The following is a 20,780-nucleotide window of genomic DNA, read 5'->3' as shown; positions in this document are numbered from 1 at the left end:
TGGCAACGATGAAAGCCTACAGATCTTGCGGACAACATCCAGCGTTATCGCGGTTGGCTGCGCCGACTTGTTCTACCTCAGGAATATCCAAAGGTGCCGAGGACCAAAGGCGATCCGGAAGATGTGAGAGTGTTAATGTCCCGCGCGCGTAGGTCGCCGAATAGTGGAACATGCCGTCATCGAACACGACCTGACTAAGTCGCTGCAGATCGAGTAGGTCAAACCCATGCAACTTGGCGAATGATCGTAGTTCGGCAAGCGTATGCGGTACGCGGTGGTTCTTTTCGTGGAACTTCGAAATCGTGCTGATGATCGCGGTGGATCGAGAACTGATCTCGCTGCCTTGGAGCGTCCCACTGGATATGCAGGTAAAGATCGAGGTGAGTTTATCGGAGGCTTGGCAGTCGGACACCATTTGAGGATCGTGCGCCTTGAACGGATCGCAGATATCATCCGAATAGAGCGGGGTGGTTCCAACCAAGAGCAAGATGATTGGTATGGAGATCCTCATTTTTGGTAGAACGTAAAAGGCCAGACAACCGCGCCCGGCAACTGTGAAAGTCTAATGATCTTGCGAACAAGATCCAGCGTTATCGCGGTTGGCTGCGCCGACTTGTTCTGCATCTTCATTTCCTTAGGAGCGTGTCGTCGTAGTGGGTGCCGCAATACGCGAAGCCCTTCAGCGACGGCTCCTCGCAATCACTCCAGGCGCACTTCGCTGAGTGCTCAATCTCCATCGTAGGGCGATCAATGTCCGCGCGAGTCTTCTTCGCAGCAAGCCAAGTCCGAAGGTGTTCCAAAAGGATTCTTTGCTCCGCCTTCGCGACGGCCTCTCCCGATACCCAGTGAGTGAGATCCATTGGCGTGAGGAGGATGTCCTTGCCTGGAACTCCAGACATCTCCCAATCCAGTTCCAGAACCAGATTGCCCTTCGTGCATTTAATCGTGCCGCATCGACCATTCGCGTTGAGTTCGAAGTGGTATGGACCGGTCATGATTTCTCTGCAGAACCGTAAAAGGCCAGACAACCGCGCCTGACAACTGTGAAAGTCTAGTGATCTTGCGAACAAGATCCAGCGTCATCGCGGTTGGCTGCGCTGACTTGTTAGCCTCATGTTTTAACGACTCAGCTTGGGGATGAAAATGTGATTCATACCGATTCTTGCTGATTCCTTAGTGGACTGACAACGAACGAAAAAGCAGTCGATGAAGCCTGTGCCTCCTCCGTAAAAATAGACGATTGAATGAGTACTTGTGTATGCACCTTCTTCCTGTGATTCAGGAATAAAGCCTCCACCTACACCGTGGCTTGATGAAACGACCTCGGCGCCTTCCTCGCTCAGAATATCAGGAAGCTCTGATTTGAGTCGCTCGAATAGGCTTTCGGGGTCGCTCTCCGCACTGGGAATCGTCCACATTGCATACTCCCGGTCAGTTTCGATAGTATCGTCACCAATCGTTCCTCCGAAAGCTGCTCCTGAAGGTCGAGCAGTTAGTTTGAGAGCAGAGTCTAATTCTGTTCGTACTTCAAGAATTCTCGCGCGAGGGGGATCGGAACACGCCAAGATCAACAAACTAAGGGCGGATACGCAGAAAATTCCAATGAGTATTTTCATGGCTAACGTAAATGGCCTGGCAACCGCGCCAGGCAACTGGAGAATAGGCTACAGATCCTGCGAACAATCACCAGCCCTATCGCGGTTGCCAGCGCCGTCTTGTTGTGCCCGCGATTTCATTGTCGCTATCAGGTGATTAAGAAGTGTCTTATCAAAACAACTCCCACCTGAAGGGGTATTGGTCGATGCCGGATTGACATAAACACCAGGAACATTCCCGATCGGTTGAAGTCTGCAGATCCTACACCGAAACCCATTCAAAGACTGGTGCCCCTCCACGTATTCCAAATAGATGTGGTAAACATCGCCCTTAGAATCCTTCGCCAAGTAACTGAACCCTGGACCGTAAAGTGGATCCATCGATTCATCGTGGATTATAGCTTTTGCGTGCAGTTTCTCTAAGCTCCGTAGTTCTTCGTCATCGATCTTTGTGATTTCCTCGCCAATCTTGTAGAAGCCAATTGATGATGTTTCCTCAAAGTCATCTTCTGCTCCCCAAGCAATGTCACAACCTTTCGATGTGAACTTATGAAGAGTGATTTCTTCTGCCGGTGCTTGAGTCGTAAATATCGCCAGTACTGCGGCTAGGTAATGGAATTTCCGGGGCATTTTCTGCACAACGTAAAAGGCCAGACAATCGCGCCTGGCAACTGTGAAAGTCTAGTGATCTTGCGAACAACATCCAGCGTTATCGCGGTTGGCTGCGCCGACTTGTTGTGCCCGTTGTTGATTCCTATTCACTCTAGCTCCTTCCAATATTCGTTTAACGCTCGGTCGATATCATCGTAGTAAAATTCCGAATCGGGATCTTGCCTAAGGAATTGAAGGTACTCTCTCACTACTTGACGCTGCTGAGGGCTGAGAAGACCGAATTTCTTGCGGTTGTAGTCATCGAGATGTGTCAGTGTGAACTCCATCCCCATCCCATAATCGCCTTTTAGGTCGGCAACTATGAACGCGGGAAGGTGAAACCTCATGCCAAGGGAATCGAAGAAGCTCAAGCTGCTATGGCAAGCGTTCAAGTGCTTCGATTCGATCTGGCTCCAGACTTCCTTCTCGTCCTTCTTTCGCATCTGCTGTCGAACTTCGGCTGTCTCGTAGTTATCGATCGCTTGCCCTTCAAACAGACCCACTCCGTCCCCAAGTTTAACGTTGGCAAAGGCTTCCGCCACTTTGTCGCATAGGCTGTCTGCTACGGCAGTGCGCTTCTCGCTGAACTCCGCTTGTCGGATCGTTTCGGCGTCGAAACCGCGAGCTCGCATGTCATCAATCTCTGCTTGTGTCGTCCGTCTCATTTCTTGGCACAACGTCATAGCACACGAGCCGCCTGATGGCAGCCTCGCGTAGACTTTGGTTTAAAGGTTCTAGTGGTCATTCAAAATCCAACATCAGTGAGGTCAGGCGGTCGGGTGCTGCGCCTTGTTCGGCTGGATTGGTTTTATTCAGAGAGGAATCTTCTCGAATACTCGTCGAGGCATTCTCAGCGGCCTGATACTCTTGTCTTCAGCTTCGATTGTGATCGCGAATCTCTCCGGAGCAATCACAAATCTGATGGGATCCGATAGACGCCATTCGCTTTGATCTGCAGGCTGCAACTCCTTCTGATAGATCCATATCCATCTTCCATCCGGCTCCTGGTGGTATGATCCATACGATTCATCACCGCAACAGCTTCTCCACATAACTTTACCGTTTTCGAACTCTATGACATCCGCGTGTGCATGTCCAAAAAACTCGAAACTCGAATACATTCCACTAGGAGTATTCTGGTCACCAGCCCTCGCGATTGTATAAGTGATCCAACTAAGCAAGGAAATCGCCAGCAGTGCAGATAGGATGCGAATGGCTAGTTTCTTCATTCTATGCCGAACGTCGAAGGCCAGACAACCGCGCCTGGCAACTGTGAAAGTCTAGTGGTCTTGCGAACAAGAGCCAGCGTTATTGCGGTTGGCTGCGCCGACTTGTTCTGCCTTTAGGTTCCAACTGGGGTAGACGGTGCTGAGATCTTCTGGAAGCCAACCAGACTTGGAGAAAAGCTGCTTGCGGCCATCCCATGCGCCGTGCCAAATCCAGGCTTTGCCGTCCGACTCAAACTTTTCGCCGGTCTTTGCTCCCGTTCTGATCTTGCCGTTGATCACTAGCTCCCCATGAAGCCCTTCGGACCTAGTGCCTTTGGAGATATACCACATTCTCCATTCCCAAAGCTTGCCTGTGCTATGAAGGTGGGGAGTATTCCGGTCAATCACATGCTTGGATCCACCGTCGTAAGACTTGGGTGGATTGTCTCCATCTGCCGCCAATAGGCCGTATTGCGCAATCATCGCGAGAAGGATCAACTGAAGCAGCTTCTTCATTTTCGGCAGAACGTAAAAGGCCAGACAACCGCGCCTGGCAACGATGAAAGTCTACAGATCTTGCGAACAATCACCAGCGTTATCGCGGTTGGCTGCGCCGGCTTGTTCGGCTAGTTTTGTTCCCAAAGACAATGCTAGGACATAACCCCCAATTACAATAACTACCAGATTTACCCAAAATGGCATTCTCGTCAGTTTAGTTTGAAATCGCTTTTCATAGAGTTGGTGGACTGCCAAAAAATGTGTTTCCTCCTGCGTTAATTCAATATGAACCTTTGCTTGCCCATCTGTATCATAATATTTGGAGTGACCATTCAACGATTTAGAAACCAATTCATTTAAAGGGTCGATATAGTCGTTTCTATCTCTATACCCTTTAACTAAATTTCCGATCCCAGCTCCTATCAGGACAGCTCCAAGGATAAAAAGAAATTTTCTGTACGGGGATAATTTGCTAAAGCTTCTCATTTTTTGCCGAACGTAAAAGGCCAGACAACCGCGCCTAGCAACTGTGAAAGCCTACAGATCTTGCGAACAACATCCAGCGTTATCGCGGTTGGCTGCGCCGGCTTGTTCGCCGACGGGATTTCCTAACCCGAACCGGAAGACCCCAAGCGAGAAAATGAGGATTCCCGCAAAGCCGATTCCGGCTATCCATGGGAGGGAAAAAAGCGCCCCGACAGGAAAGAGCGCCAAACCTAGCATATAGGAAACATTTAGCATGAATGTGGACGTGGATGTCTCTGTTTCTAATGGCGCACCTCCTCCTGAATCGTCTGCGTTCAAGATCCAGCTCAAGGGGGCGATGAAGAACATGGCAAAATGTCTCGGCGCAATTATACCGGCAGCGATACAGGCTAGACTAAGGATCGTTATCTTGGTCCCCAGGGGAGAGATATCCAGAGCATATGTAGTGCGAAGATGGAAAAGGAGTAGCGAAAGGAGGATGGCAACCACTCCGCCGCCTAGTGCCCCTGCGAGTGCCAGAAAAAGGCGCTTAATGGCCAGAGATATTCTCTTCAGGGCGGTGAACATTTTTGGGGCGAACGTTAAAGGCCTGGCAACCACGCCAAGCAACTGTGAATAGCCTACAGGTCTTGCGAACAACCACCAGCCCCATCGCGGTTGCCTAGCGCCGGCTTGTTCGCCATCGGTTTATACGGAAAAACGGCAGACCATGACTGCTCATATGCCTCGTCCAATAGCTGGCACTCCTCGTGGGAAAGGAACTCAGGGTCATCTTTGAGCCGTTTTCGCAGCTCGGAAAAAAGATCATCGAGAATCTCTGGTGACTCGGCTCCAGGTTCCAAGGCGACTCTCACAATACCAGGAATCAACCATCTTAGCCCTTGATCTGTGGTCCAGCTCGGCAAGAATTCTGCCAGTGGATCAGGGTTAATGTCATCCTTAGTCAGGTCGCTGGGATCGAGGTTCAATAGAGCAGACTCGATCTCAGCCCCTATGTCATCGTTGTAAAAATGGCCGTTGGAAGAGAACTTGTAGAAAGCTGGTCCTTTCGCTGAGCGAAAAGCATCCTGTACACGTGTGAGTACACTCATTTTTGGGCGAACGTAGAGCGCGTGCACCCCTACCAGCGGCGGCGCACGTCGATCACGGGGTTTATGTTGTAATTACGGGAGATCATCGAAACAGGGCGGCTGGTAGGGGTTGTCACGGCGCGGCTTGTTCGCCGTTGGTTTGTTCCTGCTTGGTGGTCCATGTCTGACAATCCACAAAATACTCCGGAGCCCCCACATACTGCCTCAAAACACCCGGCGTGAAACCGAATCTGGCAAGCTCATCGGCACTTGCGTAGTAATGAGAATCTAGCCGATCCGAACACTTGGGGCAGGCGTAATCAGTAATCTCGGGATCTGCTCTCTCGATGCCTTGGCTCACTGGGCTGGAATAGTAGCCGATGTAATGATCCGTCTGTCCGCAACATGCGATAATCGCTCCACATGCTTCACAGCTTAGCAGAATCAATGGCCCTTGCCCTCCGCACAAACACCACTTGGGACAACTGCTCTTGTCACAGTAGTAGTGCTCCTCTTTCAGTGTCATTTTCTTGGCGAACGTAAAAGGCCAGACAACCGCGCCTGGCAACTGTGAAAGTCTAGTGATCTTGCGAACAACCACCAGCCTTATCGCGGTTGGCTGCGCCGACTTGTTCTGCAGGTAAGTGACTGCGGTTCCACGTCGGGATGATTAGGTCCAAGCCGAAAAAAAACATAGAACCGATCCACAGCCAAAAACAGACAATGCCCAAGCCTAAAATCAGACCGGGAACCGCGTAGGAAAAACCGTATAATCCACCCGCATTCCGTCTAATTCTTCGGATTCCGACAATGGATAGAACTACGATGACAAAGCTATACCCGAAAGACAGAAGTTCACTGCTGCCGGATCCACCCCAAAAACCACTGTATGGGATCCCAAATACGTTCCAAAGCAATAGGCTCCATAGATCAGAATTCAAGATCAGCATTGCTGCGGAAGATGCCGCGCAGATCTCAAGCTTCTTTCCATCCCGTGGCCGAACAGCTTTGCCCCGCTTGATGACTCCCCAAGCCACAAAGGGAATGAAGAGCCAATGAATGAGTTCTACAACGAGCATATGAATTTTTTGCAGAACGTAAAGGCCTGGCAACCGCGCCAAGCAACTGTCGAAATCCTACAGATCTAGCGAACAACATCCAGCCTTATCGCGGTTGCCAGCGCTGTCTTGTTAGCGAAAGAAAATTATTCATTCTCGACCCTCACTACGATGAAATACCCCTCGGATAGATCGATCCTTCCTTGATCTGGAGGATGTGTTTCATACGAAAGGACGTAGTAACCAGACTTTGAATACTTGCCGGTGACACTCGACTCATAGTCGAAGTTCCACTCCACAGCGAAATGGTCGTCGGTAGCATCCCGAACCCTGAAGGTTGCGACGCCTTCCCCAGTGGTTCCTGAAGAGTAAACGGTCTTGTGAGATACTCCTCGGCCTTGATCAAGGCCAACCATGACTTTCATGCCGCCTTCTTCTCCATCGCCTACGTCGCGCCCATAGCCCACCATCAAATACTTCCCGTGTTGGGATTCAGGGAAGATCGGCGACCTGTGCCAAATACCCACGAGAAGAGCTGCCATCATAGTGACTGCGGATATCGCCATGATTCGAGTCTTCATTATTGCTAACGTAAAAGGCCAGACAACCGCGCCTGACAACGGTGAAAGCCTACAGATCTTGCGAACAATCACCAGCCTTATCGCGGTTGGCTGCGCCGACTTGTTCGGCTTTGTTTTGGTTTTTTAGAGCTTTCCACGCCCTCCATTCCTTCTCGGTTGCCCGCCATACGAAATAGGCAGCTGACACGAACGCTACGAAGAAGGGCACGAGAGTACGCCCCGAATTCTTTAAGCTATTGATAAGTGTCTCGCCAGCCTCTCGCTCACGCCAGATTGAAACGACAGCCACAGCAATGAAAGCAAGGCCGTAGCGTCTAACGAGGTTTTGTAGGAATCCGCGTTCTCTTGATGCAGTCCACTCATTGAGTCTTTCCTCACGGGCTTCGCGATAGCCATATCTGAGGATGTAGGGAAGCATTCTCATCTCGAGAGTTTCTTGCCGAACGTAAAAGGCCAGGCAACCGCGTCTGGCAACTGTGAAAGTCTAGTGGTCTTGCGAGCAAGAACCAGCGTTATCGCGGTTGGCTGCGCCGACTTGTTATCTCCCGGTTGATTCCAACTCGCGTATCGCCGCTTCAATCTGGTCATCACCTTGATAGAACGCCTCAGCCTCGTCCATGTAGACAAGCGTGAAGTCAGGCGACCTTGGAAAATCGTAGTCCTTGATCGCGCTTGAGATAGCCCGTAGAGCTTTCAAGCAACTGAGGCGAAAGTGTCTGCACAGCACATCGAAGTCCATCTCCTCCGAGACGCCCGAAACGATCTCATCGAATGGCTCTGCAAATGGCGCAAAAAGCTCGTCACAAGAGTCGTCCCCCAAACGCTCATCAATATAGGTTAGCTTCCAATCGGGCAGCCACCACTCGGTGTCCGAGCTTCGAGCGGAAACAGTGTTAGCGCTGACAAAAACGCGTCCTTGTTCTATACCGCCCTCGATACCAAATCCATATATGCTGTCCTCGGTGGCATTGGCATCGAGATAGGCGAGACTCTTTGAGCAAACTTCAACAACGGCGGATTCGAACGCATTCCAGTCGATCGTCATAGGGATATTTTGAGATAACGTAAAAGGCCAGACAACCGCGCCTAGCAACTGTGAAAGCCTACAGATCTTCCGAACAACATCCAGCGTTATCGCGGTTGGCTGCGCCGGCTTGTTCGCCGACGGGATTTCCTAACCCGAACCGGAAGACCCCGAGCGAGAAAATGAGGATTCCCGCAAAGCCGATTCCGGCTATCCATGGGAGGGAAAAAAGCGTCCCGACAGGAAAGAGCGCCAAACCCAGCATATAGGAAACATTTAGCATGAATGTGGACGTGGATGCCTCTGTTTCTAATGGCGCACCTCCTCCTGAATCGTCTGCATTCAAGATCCAGCTCAAGGGGGCGATGAAGAACATGGCAAAATGTCTCGGCGCAATTATACCGGCAGCGATACAGGCTAGACTTAGGATCGTTATCTTGGTCCCCAGGGGGGAGATATCCAGAGCGTACGTAGTCCGAAGATGGAAAAGGAGTAGCGAAAGGAGGATAGCTACCACTCCGCCGCCTAGTGCCCCTGCGAGTGTCAGAAAAAGGCGCTTAATGGCCAGAGATATTCTCTTCAGGGCGGTGAGCATTTTTGGGGCGAACGTCAAAGGCCAGGCAACCGCGCCTGGCAACTGTGAAAGCCTACAGATCTTGCGAACAATCACCAGCGTTATCGCGGTTGGCTGCGCCGGCTTGTTGTGCCTGTGTTTTTCGAGCTTGCCAATCGCTCCAATAATCATCAGCAAGCTTTCGTAGCTCTTCCAACGACCGCTCAAGTCCGGCCTCATCGAAGACTTGGCATCCATCAGCGGTGATCTCAAGGAACCCTCCACTGTACCCGTATCGTGGCATGCTCTGATTGCAGGTGACTATAACCGTCGCGTCCCTGACTGCCGCACTCAATATCTCAAGATCCATTCCGAGAATCTCGCTAAAATCGGTGATGACGGAGGCTGCGGCCGAATCTTCATCGACCCATGGAAGAAATCGGGCTGCTTCAAGTCCGTTCAGACGGATTGTGAACCGCTCGAAATCTTCACTAATACGCTCCGCAAGGTACTCAATCTCCACCACTAGTTCATGGGGTGATCCAGGCTTCAATCCAGCAGTAATGGTGCCATCGTGGAAAATTCCGAACACCTCTGCGATCTGATCTGGCCCAGTCATTCTTTGCACAACGTAAAAGGCCAGACAACCGCGCTTGGCAACTGTGAAAGTCTAGTGATCTTGCGAACAAGATCCAGCGTTATCGCGGTTGGCTGCGCCGACTTGTTGTGTACTTAATGCTTTTAGGAGCAACTTAACGGATCGATTGGAACGGGCTTGCAGCATGGTATGCAGACCAAACACTGTCCAAATCGAGCCGAGGAATGCCCCGCCTAAGTAAACCATTGATCCATAGTGGAGGGCGCTTCTCTCGGTCGGGTCCATCTCGGCGAATTTGAGCCATGCTTCTACGCTATCCCTGTAGGTGAACAGATATAGAAGGCCAGCTAAGATCAACGCGGTCCCGCAGAACACCGCAGACCGCCCTGAGTTCGCTTTGCGGCAGATCAGTCGCTTCTCCTTTTCGTTCAGGCAGTCTAATCCAGCAAGCACGTCTTCCGCGTTGCGGTATTCGTTACACCCCGATAGCCGCTCCTTCTTCATTTATTCATACACAACGTAAAAGGCCAGACAACCGCGCCTGGCAACTGTTGATAGGCTACAGATCCTGCGAACAATCACCAGCGTTAACGCGGTTGGCTGCGCCGTCTTGTTCTGGCTTCTGTTCATATTCTTGGCATGTCCTCTCCAACAGCTGCATGATCCGTCCTCGAGTGGCAACGATCGAGGCAGGGCGCACCTCGTACTGATCATCGGTGCCGTCCACGTAAACCGCGACCCAGCCGATATGATGCTTTGGTAATTGGATTGGTCCAGGCGCATTCCTATCGAGGGATTCGGGTATAACTGAGCCCCGAACTCCTCTCCAGTGATTACGCATACGGGTCAATTCGCGATAGTCGTCCTCAGTAATCTTTGGTCCGACTGTAATTGTAATCCTATAGTCTGATTTGAACGAATACTTCAGCCAGATGTCCTCGTCCGGTCCAGAGAATGCGGCTGATTTGGGATTCATAAGGGTAACGCCTCTTCTGATCAGGGTAAGTCCGCTAGGATCTCTTGAAATCTCCCAATCGGACTTGTCGATGACCTGCCGGATCTCTCGCTCGATAACGGTCAACTCTGAATTGCCGCTCGCGTGGAGAGACATGGACGCCAGCAGGAAGATGACAATGGGTAGGAGGTGTCTCATTTCTTTGCCAGAACGTAAAAGGCCAGACAACCGCGCCTGACAACGGTGAAAGCCTACAGATCTTGCGAACAACCACCAGCCTTATCGCGGTTGGCTGCGCCGACTTGTTCGGCTTTGTTTTGGTTTTTTAGAGCTTTCCACGCCCTCCATTCCTTCTCGGTTGCCCGCCATACGAAATAGGCAGCTGACACGAACGCTACGAAGAAGGGCACGAGAGTACGCCCCGAATTCTTTAAGCTATTGATAAGTGTCTCGCCAGCCTCTCGCTCACGCCAGATTGAAACGACAGCCACAGCAATGAAAGCAAGGCTGTAGCGTCTAACGAGGTTTTGTAGGAATCCGCGTTCTCTTGATGCAGTCCACTCATTGAGTCTTTCCTCACGGGCTTCGCGATAGCCATATCTGAGGATGTAGGGAAGCATTCTCATCTCGAGAGTTTCTTGCCGAACGTGAAAGGCCAGACAACCGCGCCTAGCAATAGGGGGAAGCCTACAGAACTTGCGAACAAGATCCAGCGTTATCGCGGTTGGCTGCGCCGGCTTGTTCGGCGAATTTTTGTCTAGTGCTCATGATCGCCGATACCAGTCTCTCAATTGATCCACGAGATCTGAATACTCTCTCAAAAGGTCCTCAACTTCACTCCAAGCATCGCGAAGATCGCGGGGCATCTCCGTAGTATCCGAACGTCGAACAAGACCAAGGAGAAGGACTCCGCAGAAATATCTCACAGTAGGGTCATTCTGCTCCCGCAGAAGCTCTACTAATTCGTCAATCGCAGAAAACGCATCCCCAGGTGACAATCCGGCAAGTATGTTCTCCGTGAGGTGTGCGAAGAACCATTCATCGCGCTCCAATTCTTGCTCCCAGTTAGAGCCTAGAGCCTTCCGAAAGGGCTCGATGTGGTTTTTGCTCGTCACGCTCAATTTTTCCTGCCGAACGTAAAAGGCCAGACAACCGCGCCTGGCACCTGTGAAAGCCTACAGATCTTGCGAACAACATCCAGCGTTATCGCGGTTGGCTGCGCCAACTTGTTCGCTTAGATTATATAATGACGATAAAATTCCCGTAAGCTCACAATCCCTAATTTCATAAGACTTCGAGTCCCTGAAAAGCACTCCAAGAGTATTCAATAATCAAATATCAAATGGATAAAGCCTCTATTCTATCATCCCTATTAGCCGCGTTTAAACAACAGGTCTAGGATTCTGACCTTAATCCTGCGATCAGGTAGGCAACAGCAAATATCAATACCGGAACAGCAAACAGCATGGCTTCTCCCATGCGACTAAAATTTTCAATTACGGGCTGCAGCAGTATGGCAGCTGCTAATACAAGGATGCTTCCTGCAATGCTTTTCATAATTAGATATTGGGATATTTTTAGCGAACGTTTGAAGTGTGGCACGGCGGGGAAAGGGCGTCTAGAGCGAAGCGAACTAGCGGCGCTGTCCGCCGTTGCCACCACTGACTTGTTAGCCCTTTGGTTTCCGGGTCACTTTGACGTCAAGGATTGTGGTGCAGTTGGGGGTCACAACCTGCACCTTCGTGATCTCAACTTGATCTCCAATAGCAATCTCGTCACGCAGCCAGAAACCTTCTCTGTCGTATTCGATGTCTCGTCTATCGGTTGAAATCCGAATGATGTCTTCCCCCTCAGGATGGTTGGTGTCCTCGGCAATCCCGAGGTGCGTTATAATACCAGAGTGAATGGTTCGGCAGATCGATCCCGCATCAAAGTGCGCCCACCACTCCGCCGATCCTATCGCTCCAAATCGCTCCAAGTAATCCGGACGCTCCTTTCTGAGGCGATTATTCGCCAAATCCACGAGCGGTGATTCTGGTTGGCTTCGCAAGTCGAAGAGGATCTCCATGGGCGGCAAATTTCTTGGGCTAACGTAAAAGGCCAGACAACCGCGCCTGGCAATGATGAAAGCCTACAGATCTTGCGAACAACATCCAGTGTTATCGCGGTTGGCTGCGCCGACTTGTTCTGTACGATTTTTCCAGATCAACGTTGCGATGCCCCAAAACAGAAATCCGGCAGCCCACCCAAACAACAGGTTCACGATATTGCTGCCAACACCGTCATGCATCACACCATACGGAGGCTCGGCTCCCACGTCGTAAGCAAAGCTTCCGGCTAGGATCAATCCAATCTTGTTCGACATGGAGGACGCAATGAAAGCTCCGATCCAACATCCCAGAATGAGTACCGCGATTCTCAATTTTCGGGGATACTTTCGTATGCTGGGAGGCGGCTTCACGACCCACCTTCCAGCGAAGCAAATCCCCAACGCCACATAAACGAGTATTGGGGCCGCTTGGACTGCAGTGTTCATTTTTGGACAGAACGTAAAGTGCGGGCACAGGCTGCCAGAGGGCGCACTTTGATTTCAAGGTTAATGGTTAGCTGTGCCGAATCCTCGATCCGCGGCGGGTAGCCTGTTGCTAGCCACGTCTTGTTAGCTGGCTTTTACACGTGGGTCTAATTCTCAAACTGATTGGTTGTCGGGTTGTATGTCAGCTCTCTTTCTCCAAAAAATACAATTTTATCGTCGCGCAGTGATACCCCCCAATCACCTTGATTTCGTTTGCAGTTATTCACTTCGAACTCGTCATAAACCTTACTTTCATTGAAGACTACAACGTGATTGTCAATGCGACCTGCAGATGCAATTTTCTGTGCCACATATACCCATCGATTTGAACCTGATATCGGATAGAATTTTTTGTATGGAGCATCCATGTATGGGATGCTCAATTTTTTCAAGGGCGTCTCTTTCTCACCTTTTTTCAGGTAGTACTTATCATGATGCAAATGACCGCTGGATCCTCCATCCGGATTTGCCAGCACGATCATATCCTGTCTAATAGTTTTCTCTACAATTACCTCATCCCCTCTGGTAGCTAAGATCTGTTCTTGCTGAACTGAGGTTCTGTAGGGAACACACGAGCTGTAAGCAAGCGCGCCAAATGAAGCCAGCAATGTAATGAGTTTCATTTTCTGAGCTAACGTAAAAGGCCAGACAACCGCGCCTGGCAACGATGAAAGCCTACATATCTTGCGAGCAATCACCAGCGTTATCGCGGTTGGCTGCGCCGACTTGTTCTACCTCAGGAATATCCAAAGGTGCCGAGGACCAAAGGCGATCCGGAAGATGTGAGAGTGTTAATGTCCCGCGCGCGTAGGTCGCCGAATAGTGGAACATGCCGTCATCGAACACGACCTGACTAAGTCGCTGCAGATCGAGTAGGTCAAACCCATGCAACTTGGCGAATGATCGTAGTTCGGCAAGCGTATGCGGTACGCGGTGGTTCTTTTCGTGGAACTTCGAAATCGTGCTGATGATCGCGGTGGATCGAGAACTGATCTCGCTGCCTTGGAGCGTCCCACTGGATATGCAGGTAAAGATCGAGGTGAGTTTATCGGAGGCTTGGCAGTCGGACACCATTTGAGGATCGTGCGCCTTGAACGGATCGCAGATATCATCCGAATAGAGCGGGGTGGTTCCAACCAAGAGCAAGATGATTGGTATGGAGATCCTCATTTTTGGTAGAACGTAAAAGGCCAGACAACCGCGCCTAGCAACTGTGAAAGCCTACAGATCTTCCGAACAACATCCAGCGTTATCGCGGTTGGCTGCGCCGGCTTGTTCGCCGACGGGATTTCCTAACCCGAACCGGAAGACCCCGAGCGAGAAAATGAGGATTCCCGCAAAGCCGATTCCGGCTATCCATGGGAGGGAAAAAAGCGTCCCGACAGGAAAGAGCGCCAAACCCAGCATATAGGAAACATTTAGCATGAATGTGGACGTGGATGTCTCTGTCTCTAATGGCGCACCTCCTCCTGAATCGTCTGCATTCAAGATCCAGCTCAAGGGGGCGATGAAGAACATGGCAAAATGTCTCGGCGCAATTATACCGGCAGCGATACAGGCTAGACTTAGGATCGTTATCTTGGTCCCCAGGGGGGAGATATCCAGAGCGTACGTAGTGCGAAGATGGAAAAGGAGTAGCGAAAGGAGGATAGCTACCACTCCGCCGCCTAGTGCCCCTGCGAGTGCCAGAAAAAGGCGCTTAATGGCCAGAGATATTCTCTTCAGGGCGGTGAGCATTTTTTTGGCGAACGTCAAAGCACACCCACCGCCTGACGGCAGCCGCACTCCGACTCATGGTTAAAGGTTCGAATCATCTCTACTCCACGACCCGGGGCGGGTCAGGCGGTTGTGGTGCTGCGGCTTGTTCTGCTCCGGTGATTATTGCGGACTCCGACCACAGCGAACAGGGCTGAACCAGCCCCCAAAAGCAGATTGCCGATCCATCGCCCAACCGACGGAGATGCCATCGATCCACCGTCGAGGAATATAACCTTGTCGTAGACCGGCACTACAGCGCCGACCACACAGGCAAACATTAGAACCGCTCCGAGAATCGCCCAAACCGCATCGCTTGCGCTAATGCTCTTCGTTCGAGTCCAGACACCCACTGCCACAAGGGCGGGAACCACAAGAAGCATGGGGCCAATGGGCGCTAGACCTAGGACTATTCGCGATAGCATCGGGATTGAACTGCCCTCAAGACCGTCCTCAAGACCTTCCCGCAGGAAGCCGAGGCAGAGGAGCGGAATGATTGCCCCACAAAATCCAAGCAAGCTTGCAGCAACCTTATTCATGGGCAGAACGTCAAAGGCCTCCTACACCTGCCCGAGGGCGGGGCTTCGACTGTGGATTGATGGTTGAATGATCATGGCGGATAGAACTCGCGGCGGAGCAGGTGTTAGGAGCGCCGCCTTGTTCGGCTTGTTGATTTAGTTGTTCCTATCGGCCTTCATTCTCTTGGCAAACGGACCAGTAAGAAGGCAATACAAACCGACCATCCATGTGGGTTCGATAATGGGAGCAAGCCAGAATAATGAGTTCATTGGAGCGACGGGAATAAGGAGGAAGAATCCGATTCCAAGAACAGGCCCGATGAAGGGAAGAATCATCGATCCGGAGAGCGATTTGCCGGTTTTGATCGCTCGAATCATTCCTCCAATCAGGAGCTGCCAATTACCGATCGCGCAGAGCAGGAAGATCGCACCGAGAGGAAGAGCGACTATCCATCTCGACCAGTATAGTGCCGTGTCCATTTCTTGCCGAACGTCATAGCGCACCAATCCCTGACCGGGAGGCGCACGTGGATGACAGGTTAACGATTGTAATCATAAAATCGATCCGAAAACAGAGCGCGGTCAGGGATTGGGTGCCGCGACTTGTTATGCAAATTCGTTTCATGCGAGGCGAAGTTCGACAGCATCTTCTTCCTCCTCACCGCCCTTGCAATGAACTTCGATGATCTCCACGAGCCAGTCGAAAACGGTGCTTCCCTTGTTGCGTTGCGCTTTTTGTAGATCATTCGTCACGTCCTCGCGGTTGGTGGGATGGCATCGCTCAAGCCGTCTCTCAAGCTGCTTCACTGTCTCAGTGTATCCCAGTCTCCTCTTCGATTCCTCGGAGTTCCTCCAAATGAGAACAAAGCCCTCGTCGGGTGTTCCGAATCCGCCGCGAAGGATATCATTGAATGCATCGAGGTTCCGACCCCACTCGGCTCCTAGGATTAGGTTCTCGCTGATTTGATCGAAGAACCCCTGCAGATCAGAGAACCGATTGCCGTCGATTTCGTATTCTCTTTTCTGCATAACGTTAAAGGCCAGACAACCGCGCCTGACAACGATGAAAGCGTACAGATCTTGCGGATAACATCCAGCGTTATCGCGGTTGGCTGCGCCGGCTTGTTATCTCTCGGTTGATTCCAACTCGCGTATCGCCGCTTCAATCTGGTCATCACCTCGATAGAACGCCTCAGCCTCGTCCATGTAGACAAGCGTGAAGTCAGGCGACCTTGGAAAATCGTAGTCCTTGATCGCGCTTGAGATAGCCCGTAGAGCTTTCAAGCAACTGAGGCGAAAGTGTCTGCACAACACCTCGAAGTCCATCTCCTCCGAGTCGCCCGAAACGATCTCATCGAATGGCTCTGCGAATGGCGCAAAAAGCTCGTCACAAGAGTCGTCCCCCAAACGCTCATCAATATAGGTTAGCTTCCAATCGGGCAGCCACCACTCGGTGTCCGAGCTTCGAGAGGAAACAGTGTTAGCGCTGACAAAAACGCGTCCTTGTTCTATACCGCCCTCGATACCAAATCCATATATGCTGTCCTCGGTGGCATTGGCATCGAGATAGGCGAGACTCTTTGAGCAAACTTCAACAACGGCGGATTCGAACGCATTCCAGTCGATCGTCATAGGGATATTTTGAGATAACGTTAGAGGCCAGACAACCGCGCCTGGCAACGATGAAAGCCTACAGATCTTGCGGACAACATCCAGCGTTATCGCGGTTGGCTGCGCCGACTTGTTCGGCTTGAAAGTTTTTAGGTGTCGGTGCTGCCCACAAAGGCAACCTGGTCGCTAGCATCAAACGCCACCAATAGAAATTGTGGGCCAAATCCATCAATGTAGTAAGCGCGAATGCTGTGGCCCTTCATGATCTCCTCGGGCAGCACCTCCGCAACCCAACCAGGGCGACCACTACCGGCGCTGAAATCATACATTGGGAGACCTAGAATCGAGTCAACTTTTTCGACCGGCATTCCAGGCTCAATTAGTCTCCACGATTCGATCAGCCGTTCTCGAGTAGTCTCGTAGGGGTTGAAGAGGCAACCTCCGATCCATCCCAATGCTACGCAGCAAATTGCCAGTAGAAGGGGAAGGGTAAGTTTCATTTTTTGCCGAACGTAAAAGGCCAGACAACCGCGCCCGGCAACTGTGAAAGTCTAATGATCTTGCGAACAAGATCCAGCGTTATCGCGGTTGGCTGCGCCGACTTGTTCTGCATCTTCATTTCCTTAGGAGCGTGTCGTCGTAGTGGGTGCCGCAATACGCGAAGCCCTTCAGCGACGGCTCCTCGCAATCACTCCAGGCGCACTTCGCTGAGTGCTCAATCTCCATCGTAGGGCGATCAATGTCCGCGCGAGTCTTCTTCGCAGCAAGCCAAGTCCGAAGGTGTTCCAAAAGGATTCTTTGCTCCGCCTTCGCGACGGCCTCTCCCGATACCCAGTGAGTGAGATCCATTGGCGTGAGGAGGATGTCCTTGCCTGGAACTCCAGACATCTCCCAATCCAGTTCCAGAACCAGATTGCCCTTCGTGCATTTAATCGTGCCGCATCGACCATTCGCGTTGAGTTCGAAGTGGTATGGACCGGTCATGATTTTTCTGCAGAACGTCGAAGTCCTCTCACACCTGCCCGAGGGCGAGGCTTCGACTGTGGGTTAAAGGTTGAATTGTCATGGCGGGTTGAACTCGCGGCGGGGCAGGTGTTGAGAGCGACGCCTTGTTGTCCCTTGTTCGGTTTAGATGCATCCGATCATCATGTAAACCTTTGTCCGCGATAGGTCGGTAATCAGGTAGTAAAACCAATGCTGCCTGTCGTCCCAGCCTTTGTATTGCTTAGCTCCGTCCCAGGTCGAAAAATCGGGACAATCAGCAAGGGGTGAAATAGTGGTGTGAGTCAAGCCCTCCCTACCGTAGAACTCGTCTTCTTCCAGACGCATCTCGCGGACAATGCGGTCAACCTCCTCTGGGGTTGTTTCAAAGTAGTAGGTGTCGCCGTAGTCTGCAATTCCGCCACCTGAAAAGTGATAGCGAAGATTCTGAACGTTTGAGGGCAGTTCAGTCTTGGCGAAATTCTTGAAGCGTTTTGATGGTGTCGGCGGCTGAACAAGAAGGCCTCCAATTGTGGCGAGAAGCACCAAAACCGCTGGTGCCAATACCCACTGGGTCCTGAACCGTTGCCACTTGCGCCATCGATACAGCGCAAACACCACGAGACTCCACGGAACAAGATAGAAGCACCAAGCAATCCCGAAAACGAGAATGTGAAAGACACCATTCAGGAATCCATGAGCGTGATCGCTCCACCGCACTGTCTGGTCGACGATGTAACCGAGATTGAAGAGCGCGAATGAGATCAGCAACAAAAGACCGAAGTGCAAACGCTTCGTATTTTCCTGTGCCGGCTCTTCGTTCATTTTTTGGGACAACGTTAGAGGAATGGCGTCGCCGGGGAAAGGCTCAAAATTGATCAGACGGCTTCCTCGGCGTCGCCATCTCCGACTTGTTATCCTTTCTTGTCTTGCTGGGAAAGGCGGCACCTAATGCATCAGCCATCAAAGCTGCAACCCGGTTCGGCAACCTCTCATCAATTGTAATCAGTCGCTTATCCGTACGCATCACCACGCCACCATATGAACGACCGTCGTGTAGGTATTCCGAGACGTATTCGATTCTGTCCCAAGGGTAGCACTGAGATGTCGATCCCAATGGAAACTTCCGATGGAGTGATATACCGGTCGAGTCCGCAAGAACTTGGAGGCGAGAGAAAGCGCGGAGAAAGCCTGTTCTGACGAAAAACGCTCCTCCGATGAACCAAAGTAGAAGCCAGATCGACAGAAACACCCTGACGCTGACACTCATCGTCTCAGGTGAGATCTGGCCAAATATGCCGAGTAACCCAAATAATCCGAATCCGAACCAAGGAATCACCCACGACACAAACGCGATGATCTCTATACAGGGACGCTTGGCAAAAGTGGAGATCGCCACGCCCCCGCCTGAGTGTTCAATAATGGCGTCTCTCGAAGGAAACATTCTTTGGATAACGTCGAAGTCCTCTCACACCTGCCCGGGGGCGAGGCTTCGACTGTGGGTGAAATGTTGAATTGTCATGGCGATTGAACTCGCGGCGGGGCAGGTGTTGAGAGCGACGCCTTGTTCGCTTAGTCCTTTTTGGTAAGCCGAAAGACGGTCGCCATCGTGTCCTCATCTTCGGCGTATGTGGCACTGATCTGATACTCTCCCGGATCTATGGATAAGTCGATCTTAGGCTGGTCATCTCCTTCGAACCCACACGAATCCATAATCCGAAGTTCCGGATCTGTAATGGTGAATTCAAGTGTCTCCTGCCATTCACTGGTCGAAGCAACCTCCTGGCCGAATACAATCAAATCATCGAGGGAATCAGCCCCGATCCACTGGAGGACGAGGCCTCCTCGCTCGTCAGGAATCCAAAACAGATCACTCGGCTCTTCAGCGATCCTTACAACGGTAATCCCTTGGAAGGTGATCAGATGCATGAAGTCCTCGCTCCCGCAAACCTCACCATACAATCCACTGTCTGGCTCGGGGTTGTCACCGATGGCTTTCGACCAATCGTCGGCAAGTCTCTTGGGGAGGAGAATGAATGGGCCTCCAAAGCTCGTAGCGGTTTCCATCTTTTAAAGCGAACGTCAAAGGACACAGGACCCCTGACCAGGGGCGCGGCTTCGACTGCGGGTTGAGGTTGTAGTGGTCATTACGGCTAGAACTGGAGGCGGGTCAGGGGTTCTGTGCTCCGACTTGTTGTGCTTCGATTTTTGCGAAAGGGCGACTTACGATTGCGGCAAGTCCGCCTGTAAGAAGTCCGACCGGAATCAGTAGCCACGATAGTAGCGTTGCCGCTATCAAACCAACATATAGTGCGGAACCAAGTTCAGGAAGCTGTGACCCATATCCGGACTTCCAAGCCGCCATTTGATAGAAGAGAGGCACTCCGATAAATGGTGAAACGAATCCAATTATCAGCCATTGCTGTATCTTCGGCTTGCGCAGGAGAAGGCTAAAAGTGAACCAAAGTCCTGCAGAAACAATGGCAGCATGCCACTCAATCCCCCGAAGGACAGATTCCGCGGATACTCCCAATATTCGAGGGGCAGCGATAAACCCAACGATCGCAGCTACGAGCGCAATTGATAAGTGTCGGGGCAATCGTTTCATTTTTGCACAACGTAAAAGGCCAGACAACCGCGCCTAGCAATGATGGAAGCCTACAGATCTTGCGAACAACATCCAGCGTTATCGCGGTTGGCTGCGCCGACTTGTTCTGCTCTTCGATTCTTGGGCGGGTCTTGGTGAAGAACTCCCGCGACCACCTGTCCCGCAAAAAGCGAGATGATAGAGACGGGGGGAACCGCGATAATTCGATCAACAAGCAATAGCTCTATTCGAGTGAACGTCGCCCTGAGGATAATGGCTCTTAATCCATGCCCCAACCGGCGTGCGAGCAATTGGGGGGACTATTACGCAATTCCTCAAGACTGCCTTATGTCGGGTCAATCCTCTTAGCCGCCTTTTGGCTATGTCGTTTCGCTCGCTCCTCGGACTTGTATTTGCGCTTTTTGGCGTACTCAACGAGGTCAGGATTAGTCGAGTCAGATAAATCGTTCTTTGAG

Annotated in this window: 32 protein-coding genes; all 32 read right to left on the bottom strand. The window is 51.5% G+C overall.

From position 1 onward, the window contains the following. Positions 1 to 16: 16 nt before the first annotated feature. Entirely contained in the window at positions 17 to 511 is a 495-nt protein-coding gene (locus tag G3M56_RS12070) for a hypothetical protein (protein WP_235203349.1), read from the bottom strand. A 115-nt stretch (positions 512 to 626) separates the two neighbouring features. Continuing rightward, positions 627 to 995 (bottom strand): hypothetical protein, encoded by a 369-nt coding sequence (locus G3M56_RS12065; protein ID WP_235203425.1) that lies wholly within the window; start codon positions 993 to 995, stop codon positions 627 to 629. A gap of 123 nt (positions 996 to 1,118) precedes the next feature. After that, positions 1,119 to 1,616, bottom strand: a complete 498-nt coding sequence (locus G3M56_RS12060; protein ID WP_164365745.1) for a hypothetical protein — start codon at positions 1,614 to 1,616, stop codon at positions 1,119 to 1,121. A gap of 48 nt (positions 1,617 to 1,664) precedes the next feature. After that, on the bottom strand, positions 1,665 to 2,225 hold the full coding sequence (locus G3M56_RS12055) for a hypothetical protein (protein WP_164365744.1): 561 nt from the start codon (positions 2,223 to 2,225) through the stop codon (positions 1,665 to 1,667). A gap of 128 nt (positions 2,226 to 2,353) precedes the next feature. Next, entirely contained in the window at positions 2,354 to 2,911 is a 558-nt protein-coding gene (locus tag G3M56_RS12050; RefSeq protein ID WP_164365743.1) for a DUF6714 family protein, read from the bottom strand. 615 nt (positions 2,912 to 3,526) lie between these two features. Then, positions 3,527 to 3,970 carry a hypothetical protein gene (locus tag G3M56_RS12045; RefSeq protein ID WP_164365742.1) on the bottom strand — a complete coding sequence of 148 codons (444 nt, stop codon included), beginning with the start codon at positions 3,968 to 3,970 and terminating at the stop codon, positions 3,527 to 3,529. 51 nt (positions 3,971 to 4,021) lie between these two features. Then, positions 4,022 to 4,438, bottom strand: coding sequence for a hypothetical protein (locus G3M56_RS12040; protein ID WP_164365741.1), 417 nt, complete (start codon positions 4,436 to 4,438; stop codon positions 4,022 to 4,024). A 51-nt stretch (positions 4,439 to 4,489) separates the two neighbouring features. Next, entirely contained in the window at positions 4,490 to 5,005 is a 516-nt protein-coding gene (locus tag G3M56_RS12035) for a hypothetical protein (protein WP_164365740.1), read from the bottom strand. Positions 5,006 to 5,058: 53 nt separating this feature from the next. Further along, positions 5,059 to 5,529 carry a hypothetical protein gene (locus tag G3M56_RS12030; protein WP_164365739.1) on the bottom strand — a complete coding sequence of 157 codons (471 nt, stop codon included), beginning with the start codon at positions 5,527 to 5,529 and terminating at the stop codon, positions 5,059 to 5,061. 557 nt (positions 5,530 to 6,086) lie between these two features. Further along, on the bottom strand, positions 6,087 to 6,587 hold the full coding sequence (locus G3M56_RS12025; protein ID WP_164365738.1) for a hypothetical protein: 501 nt from the start codon (positions 6,585 to 6,587) through the stop codon (positions 6,087 to 6,089). Between the two features lie 125 nt (positions 6,588 to 6,712). Continuing rightward, on the bottom strand, positions 6,713 to 7,147 hold the full coding sequence (locus G3M56_RS12020; protein WP_235203433.1) for a hypothetical protein: 435 nt from the start codon (positions 7,145 to 7,147) through the stop codon (positions 6,713 to 6,715). Positions 7,148 to 7,196: 49 nt separating this feature from the next. Next, positions 7,197 to 7,565 carry a hypothetical protein gene (locus G3M56_RS12015; RefSeq protein WP_235203432.1) on the bottom strand — a complete coding sequence of 123 codons (369 nt, stop codon included), beginning with the start codon at positions 7,563 to 7,565 and terminating at the stop codon, positions 7,197 to 7,199. A gap of 120 nt (positions 7,566 to 7,685) precedes the next feature. Then, positions 7,686 to 8,192, bottom strand: coding sequence for a hypothetical protein (locus tag G3M56_RS12010; protein WP_235203431.1), 507 nt, complete (start codon positions 8,190 to 8,192; stop codon positions 7,686 to 7,688). 58 nt (positions 8,193 to 8,250) lie between these two features. Beyond that, the gene (locus G3M56_RS12005; RefSeq protein WP_235203430.1) at positions 8,251 to 8,547 is read right to left on the bottom strand and encodes a hypothetical protein; all 297 of its coding nucleotides are present in this window, start codon (positions 8,545 to 8,547) and stop codon (positions 8,251 to 8,253) included. Between the two features lie 271 nt (positions 8,548 to 8,818). Then, positions 8,819 to 9,343, bottom strand: a complete 525-nt coding sequence (locus G3M56_RS12000; RefSeq protein WP_164365752.1) for a hypothetical protein — start codon at positions 9,341 to 9,343, stop codon at positions 8,819 to 8,821. Between the two features lie 538 nt (positions 9,344 to 9,881). Further along, positions 9,882 to 10,433: a hypothetical protein gene (locus G3M56_RS11995; RefSeq protein WP_164365754.1), complete on the bottom strand. Its 552-nt coding sequence runs from the start codon at positions 10,431 to 10,433 to the stop codon at positions 9,882 to 9,884. Positions 10,434 to 10,528: 95 nt separating this feature from the next. Then, on the bottom strand, positions 10,529 to 10,897 hold the full coding sequence (locus tag G3M56_RS11990; RefSeq protein ID WP_235203429.1) for a hypothetical protein: 369 nt from the start codon (positions 10,895 to 10,897) through the stop codon (positions 10,529 to 10,531). A 775-nt stretch (positions 10,898 to 11,672) separates the two neighbouring features. Then, entirely contained in the window at positions 11,673 to 11,834 is a 162-nt protein-coding gene (locus G3M56_RS11985; protein WP_164365756.1) for a hypothetical protein, read from the bottom strand. 112 nt (positions 11,835 to 11,946) lie between these two features. Continuing rightward, positions 11,947 to 12,345, bottom strand: a complete 399-nt coding sequence (locus tag G3M56_RS11980; protein WP_164365757.1) for a hypothetical protein — start codon at positions 12,343 to 12,345, stop codon at positions 11,947 to 11,949. Positions 12,346 to 12,408: 63 nt separating this feature from the next. After that, positions 12,409 to 12,642, bottom strand: a complete 234-nt coding sequence (locus G3M56_RS11975; RefSeq protein WP_164365774.1) for a hypothetical protein — start codon at positions 12,640 to 12,642, stop codon at positions 12,409 to 12,411. Between the two features lie 317 nt (positions 12,643 to 12,959). After that, on the bottom strand, positions 12,960 to 13,475 hold the full coding sequence (locus tag G3M56_RS11970) for a hypothetical protein (RefSeq protein WP_164365768.1): 516 nt from the start codon (positions 13,473 to 13,475) through the stop codon (positions 12,960 to 12,962). Between the two features lie 52 nt (positions 13,476 to 13,527). After that, a complete protein-coding gene (locus G3M56_RS11965; RefSeq protein ID WP_235203428.1) occupies positions 13,528 to 14,022 on the bottom strand; it encodes a hypothetical protein in 495 nt (164 codons plus the stop codon). 51 nt (positions 14,023 to 14,073) lie between these two features. After that, positions 14,074 to 14,589 carry a hypothetical protein gene (locus G3M56_RS11960; protein WP_235203427.1) on the bottom strand — a complete coding sequence of 172 codons (516 nt, stop codon included), beginning with the start codon at positions 14,587 to 14,589 and terminating at the stop codon, positions 14,074 to 14,076. Between the two features lie 692 nt (positions 14,590 to 15,281). Continuing rightward, positions 15,282 to 15,605 carry a hypothetical protein gene (locus tag G3M56_RS11955; protein WP_164365761.1) on the bottom strand — a complete coding sequence of 108 codons (324 nt, stop codon included), beginning with the start codon at positions 15,603 to 15,605 and terminating at the stop codon, positions 15,282 to 15,284. Between the two features lie 141 nt (positions 15,606 to 15,746). After that, positions 15,747 to 16,154 carry a barstar family protein gene (locus G3M56_RS11950; RefSeq protein ID WP_164365762.1) on the bottom strand — a complete coding sequence of 136 codons (408 nt, stop codon included), beginning with the start codon at positions 16,152 to 16,154 and terminating at the stop codon, positions 15,747 to 15,749. Positions 16,155 to 16,250: 96 nt separating this feature from the next. Next, a complete protein-coding gene (locus G3M56_RS11945; RefSeq protein WP_235203426.1) occupies positions 16,251 to 16,757 on the bottom strand; it encodes a hypothetical protein in 507 nt (168 codons plus the stop codon). Positions 16,758 to 16,885: 128 nt separating this feature from the next. After that, on the bottom strand, positions 16,886 to 17,236 hold the full coding sequence (locus tag G3M56_RS11940) for a hypothetical protein (RefSeq protein ID WP_164365769.1): 351 nt from the start codon (positions 17,234 to 17,236) through the stop codon (positions 16,886 to 16,888). Positions 17,237 to 17,351: 115 nt separating this feature from the next. Beyond that, a complete protein-coding gene (locus G3M56_RS11935; protein WP_235203425.1) occupies positions 17,352 to 17,720 on the bottom strand; it encodes a hypothetical protein in 369 nt (122 codons plus the stop codon). A 144-nt stretch (positions 17,721 to 17,864) separates the two neighbouring features. Further along, complete coding sequence (locus tag G3M56_RS11930) at positions 17,865 to 18,542, bottom strand: hypothetical protein (protein ID WP_164365760.1); 678 nt, start codon at positions 18,540 to 18,542, stop codon at positions 17,865 to 17,867. A 43-nt stretch (positions 18,543 to 18,585) separates the two neighbouring features. Further along, positions 18,586 to 19,161, bottom strand: coding sequence for a hypothetical protein (locus G3M56_RS11925; protein ID WP_164365759.1), 576 nt, complete (start codon positions 19,159 to 19,161; stop codon positions 18,586 to 18,588). 128 nt (positions 19,162 to 19,289) lie between these two features. After that, positions 19,290 to 19,784 carry an Imm21 family immunity protein gene (locus G3M56_RS11920; protein ID WP_164365758.1) on the bottom strand — a complete coding sequence of 165 codons (495 nt, stop codon included), beginning with the start codon at positions 19,782 to 19,784 and terminating at the stop codon, positions 19,290 to 19,292. Positions 19,785 to 19,887: 103 nt separating this feature from the next. Continuing rightward, positions 19,888 to 20,325: a hypothetical protein gene (locus tag G3M56_RS11915; protein WP_235203424.1), complete on the bottom strand. Its 438-nt coding sequence runs from the start codon at positions 20,323 to 20,325 to the stop codon at positions 19,888 to 19,890. Positions 20,326 to 20,780 lie beyond the last annotated feature (455 nt).

This window comes from Sulfuriroseicoccus oceanibius (assembly GCF_010681825.2).
Taxonomy (GTDB): domain Bacteria; phylum Verrucomicrobiota; class Verrucomicrobiia; order Verrucomicrobiales; family SLCJ01; genus Sulfuriroseicoccus; species Sulfuriroseicoccus oceanibius.
The sequence above is the reverse complement of the archived record's forward strand: the minus strand, read 5'-3'. Positions and strand labels throughout refer to the sequence as shown.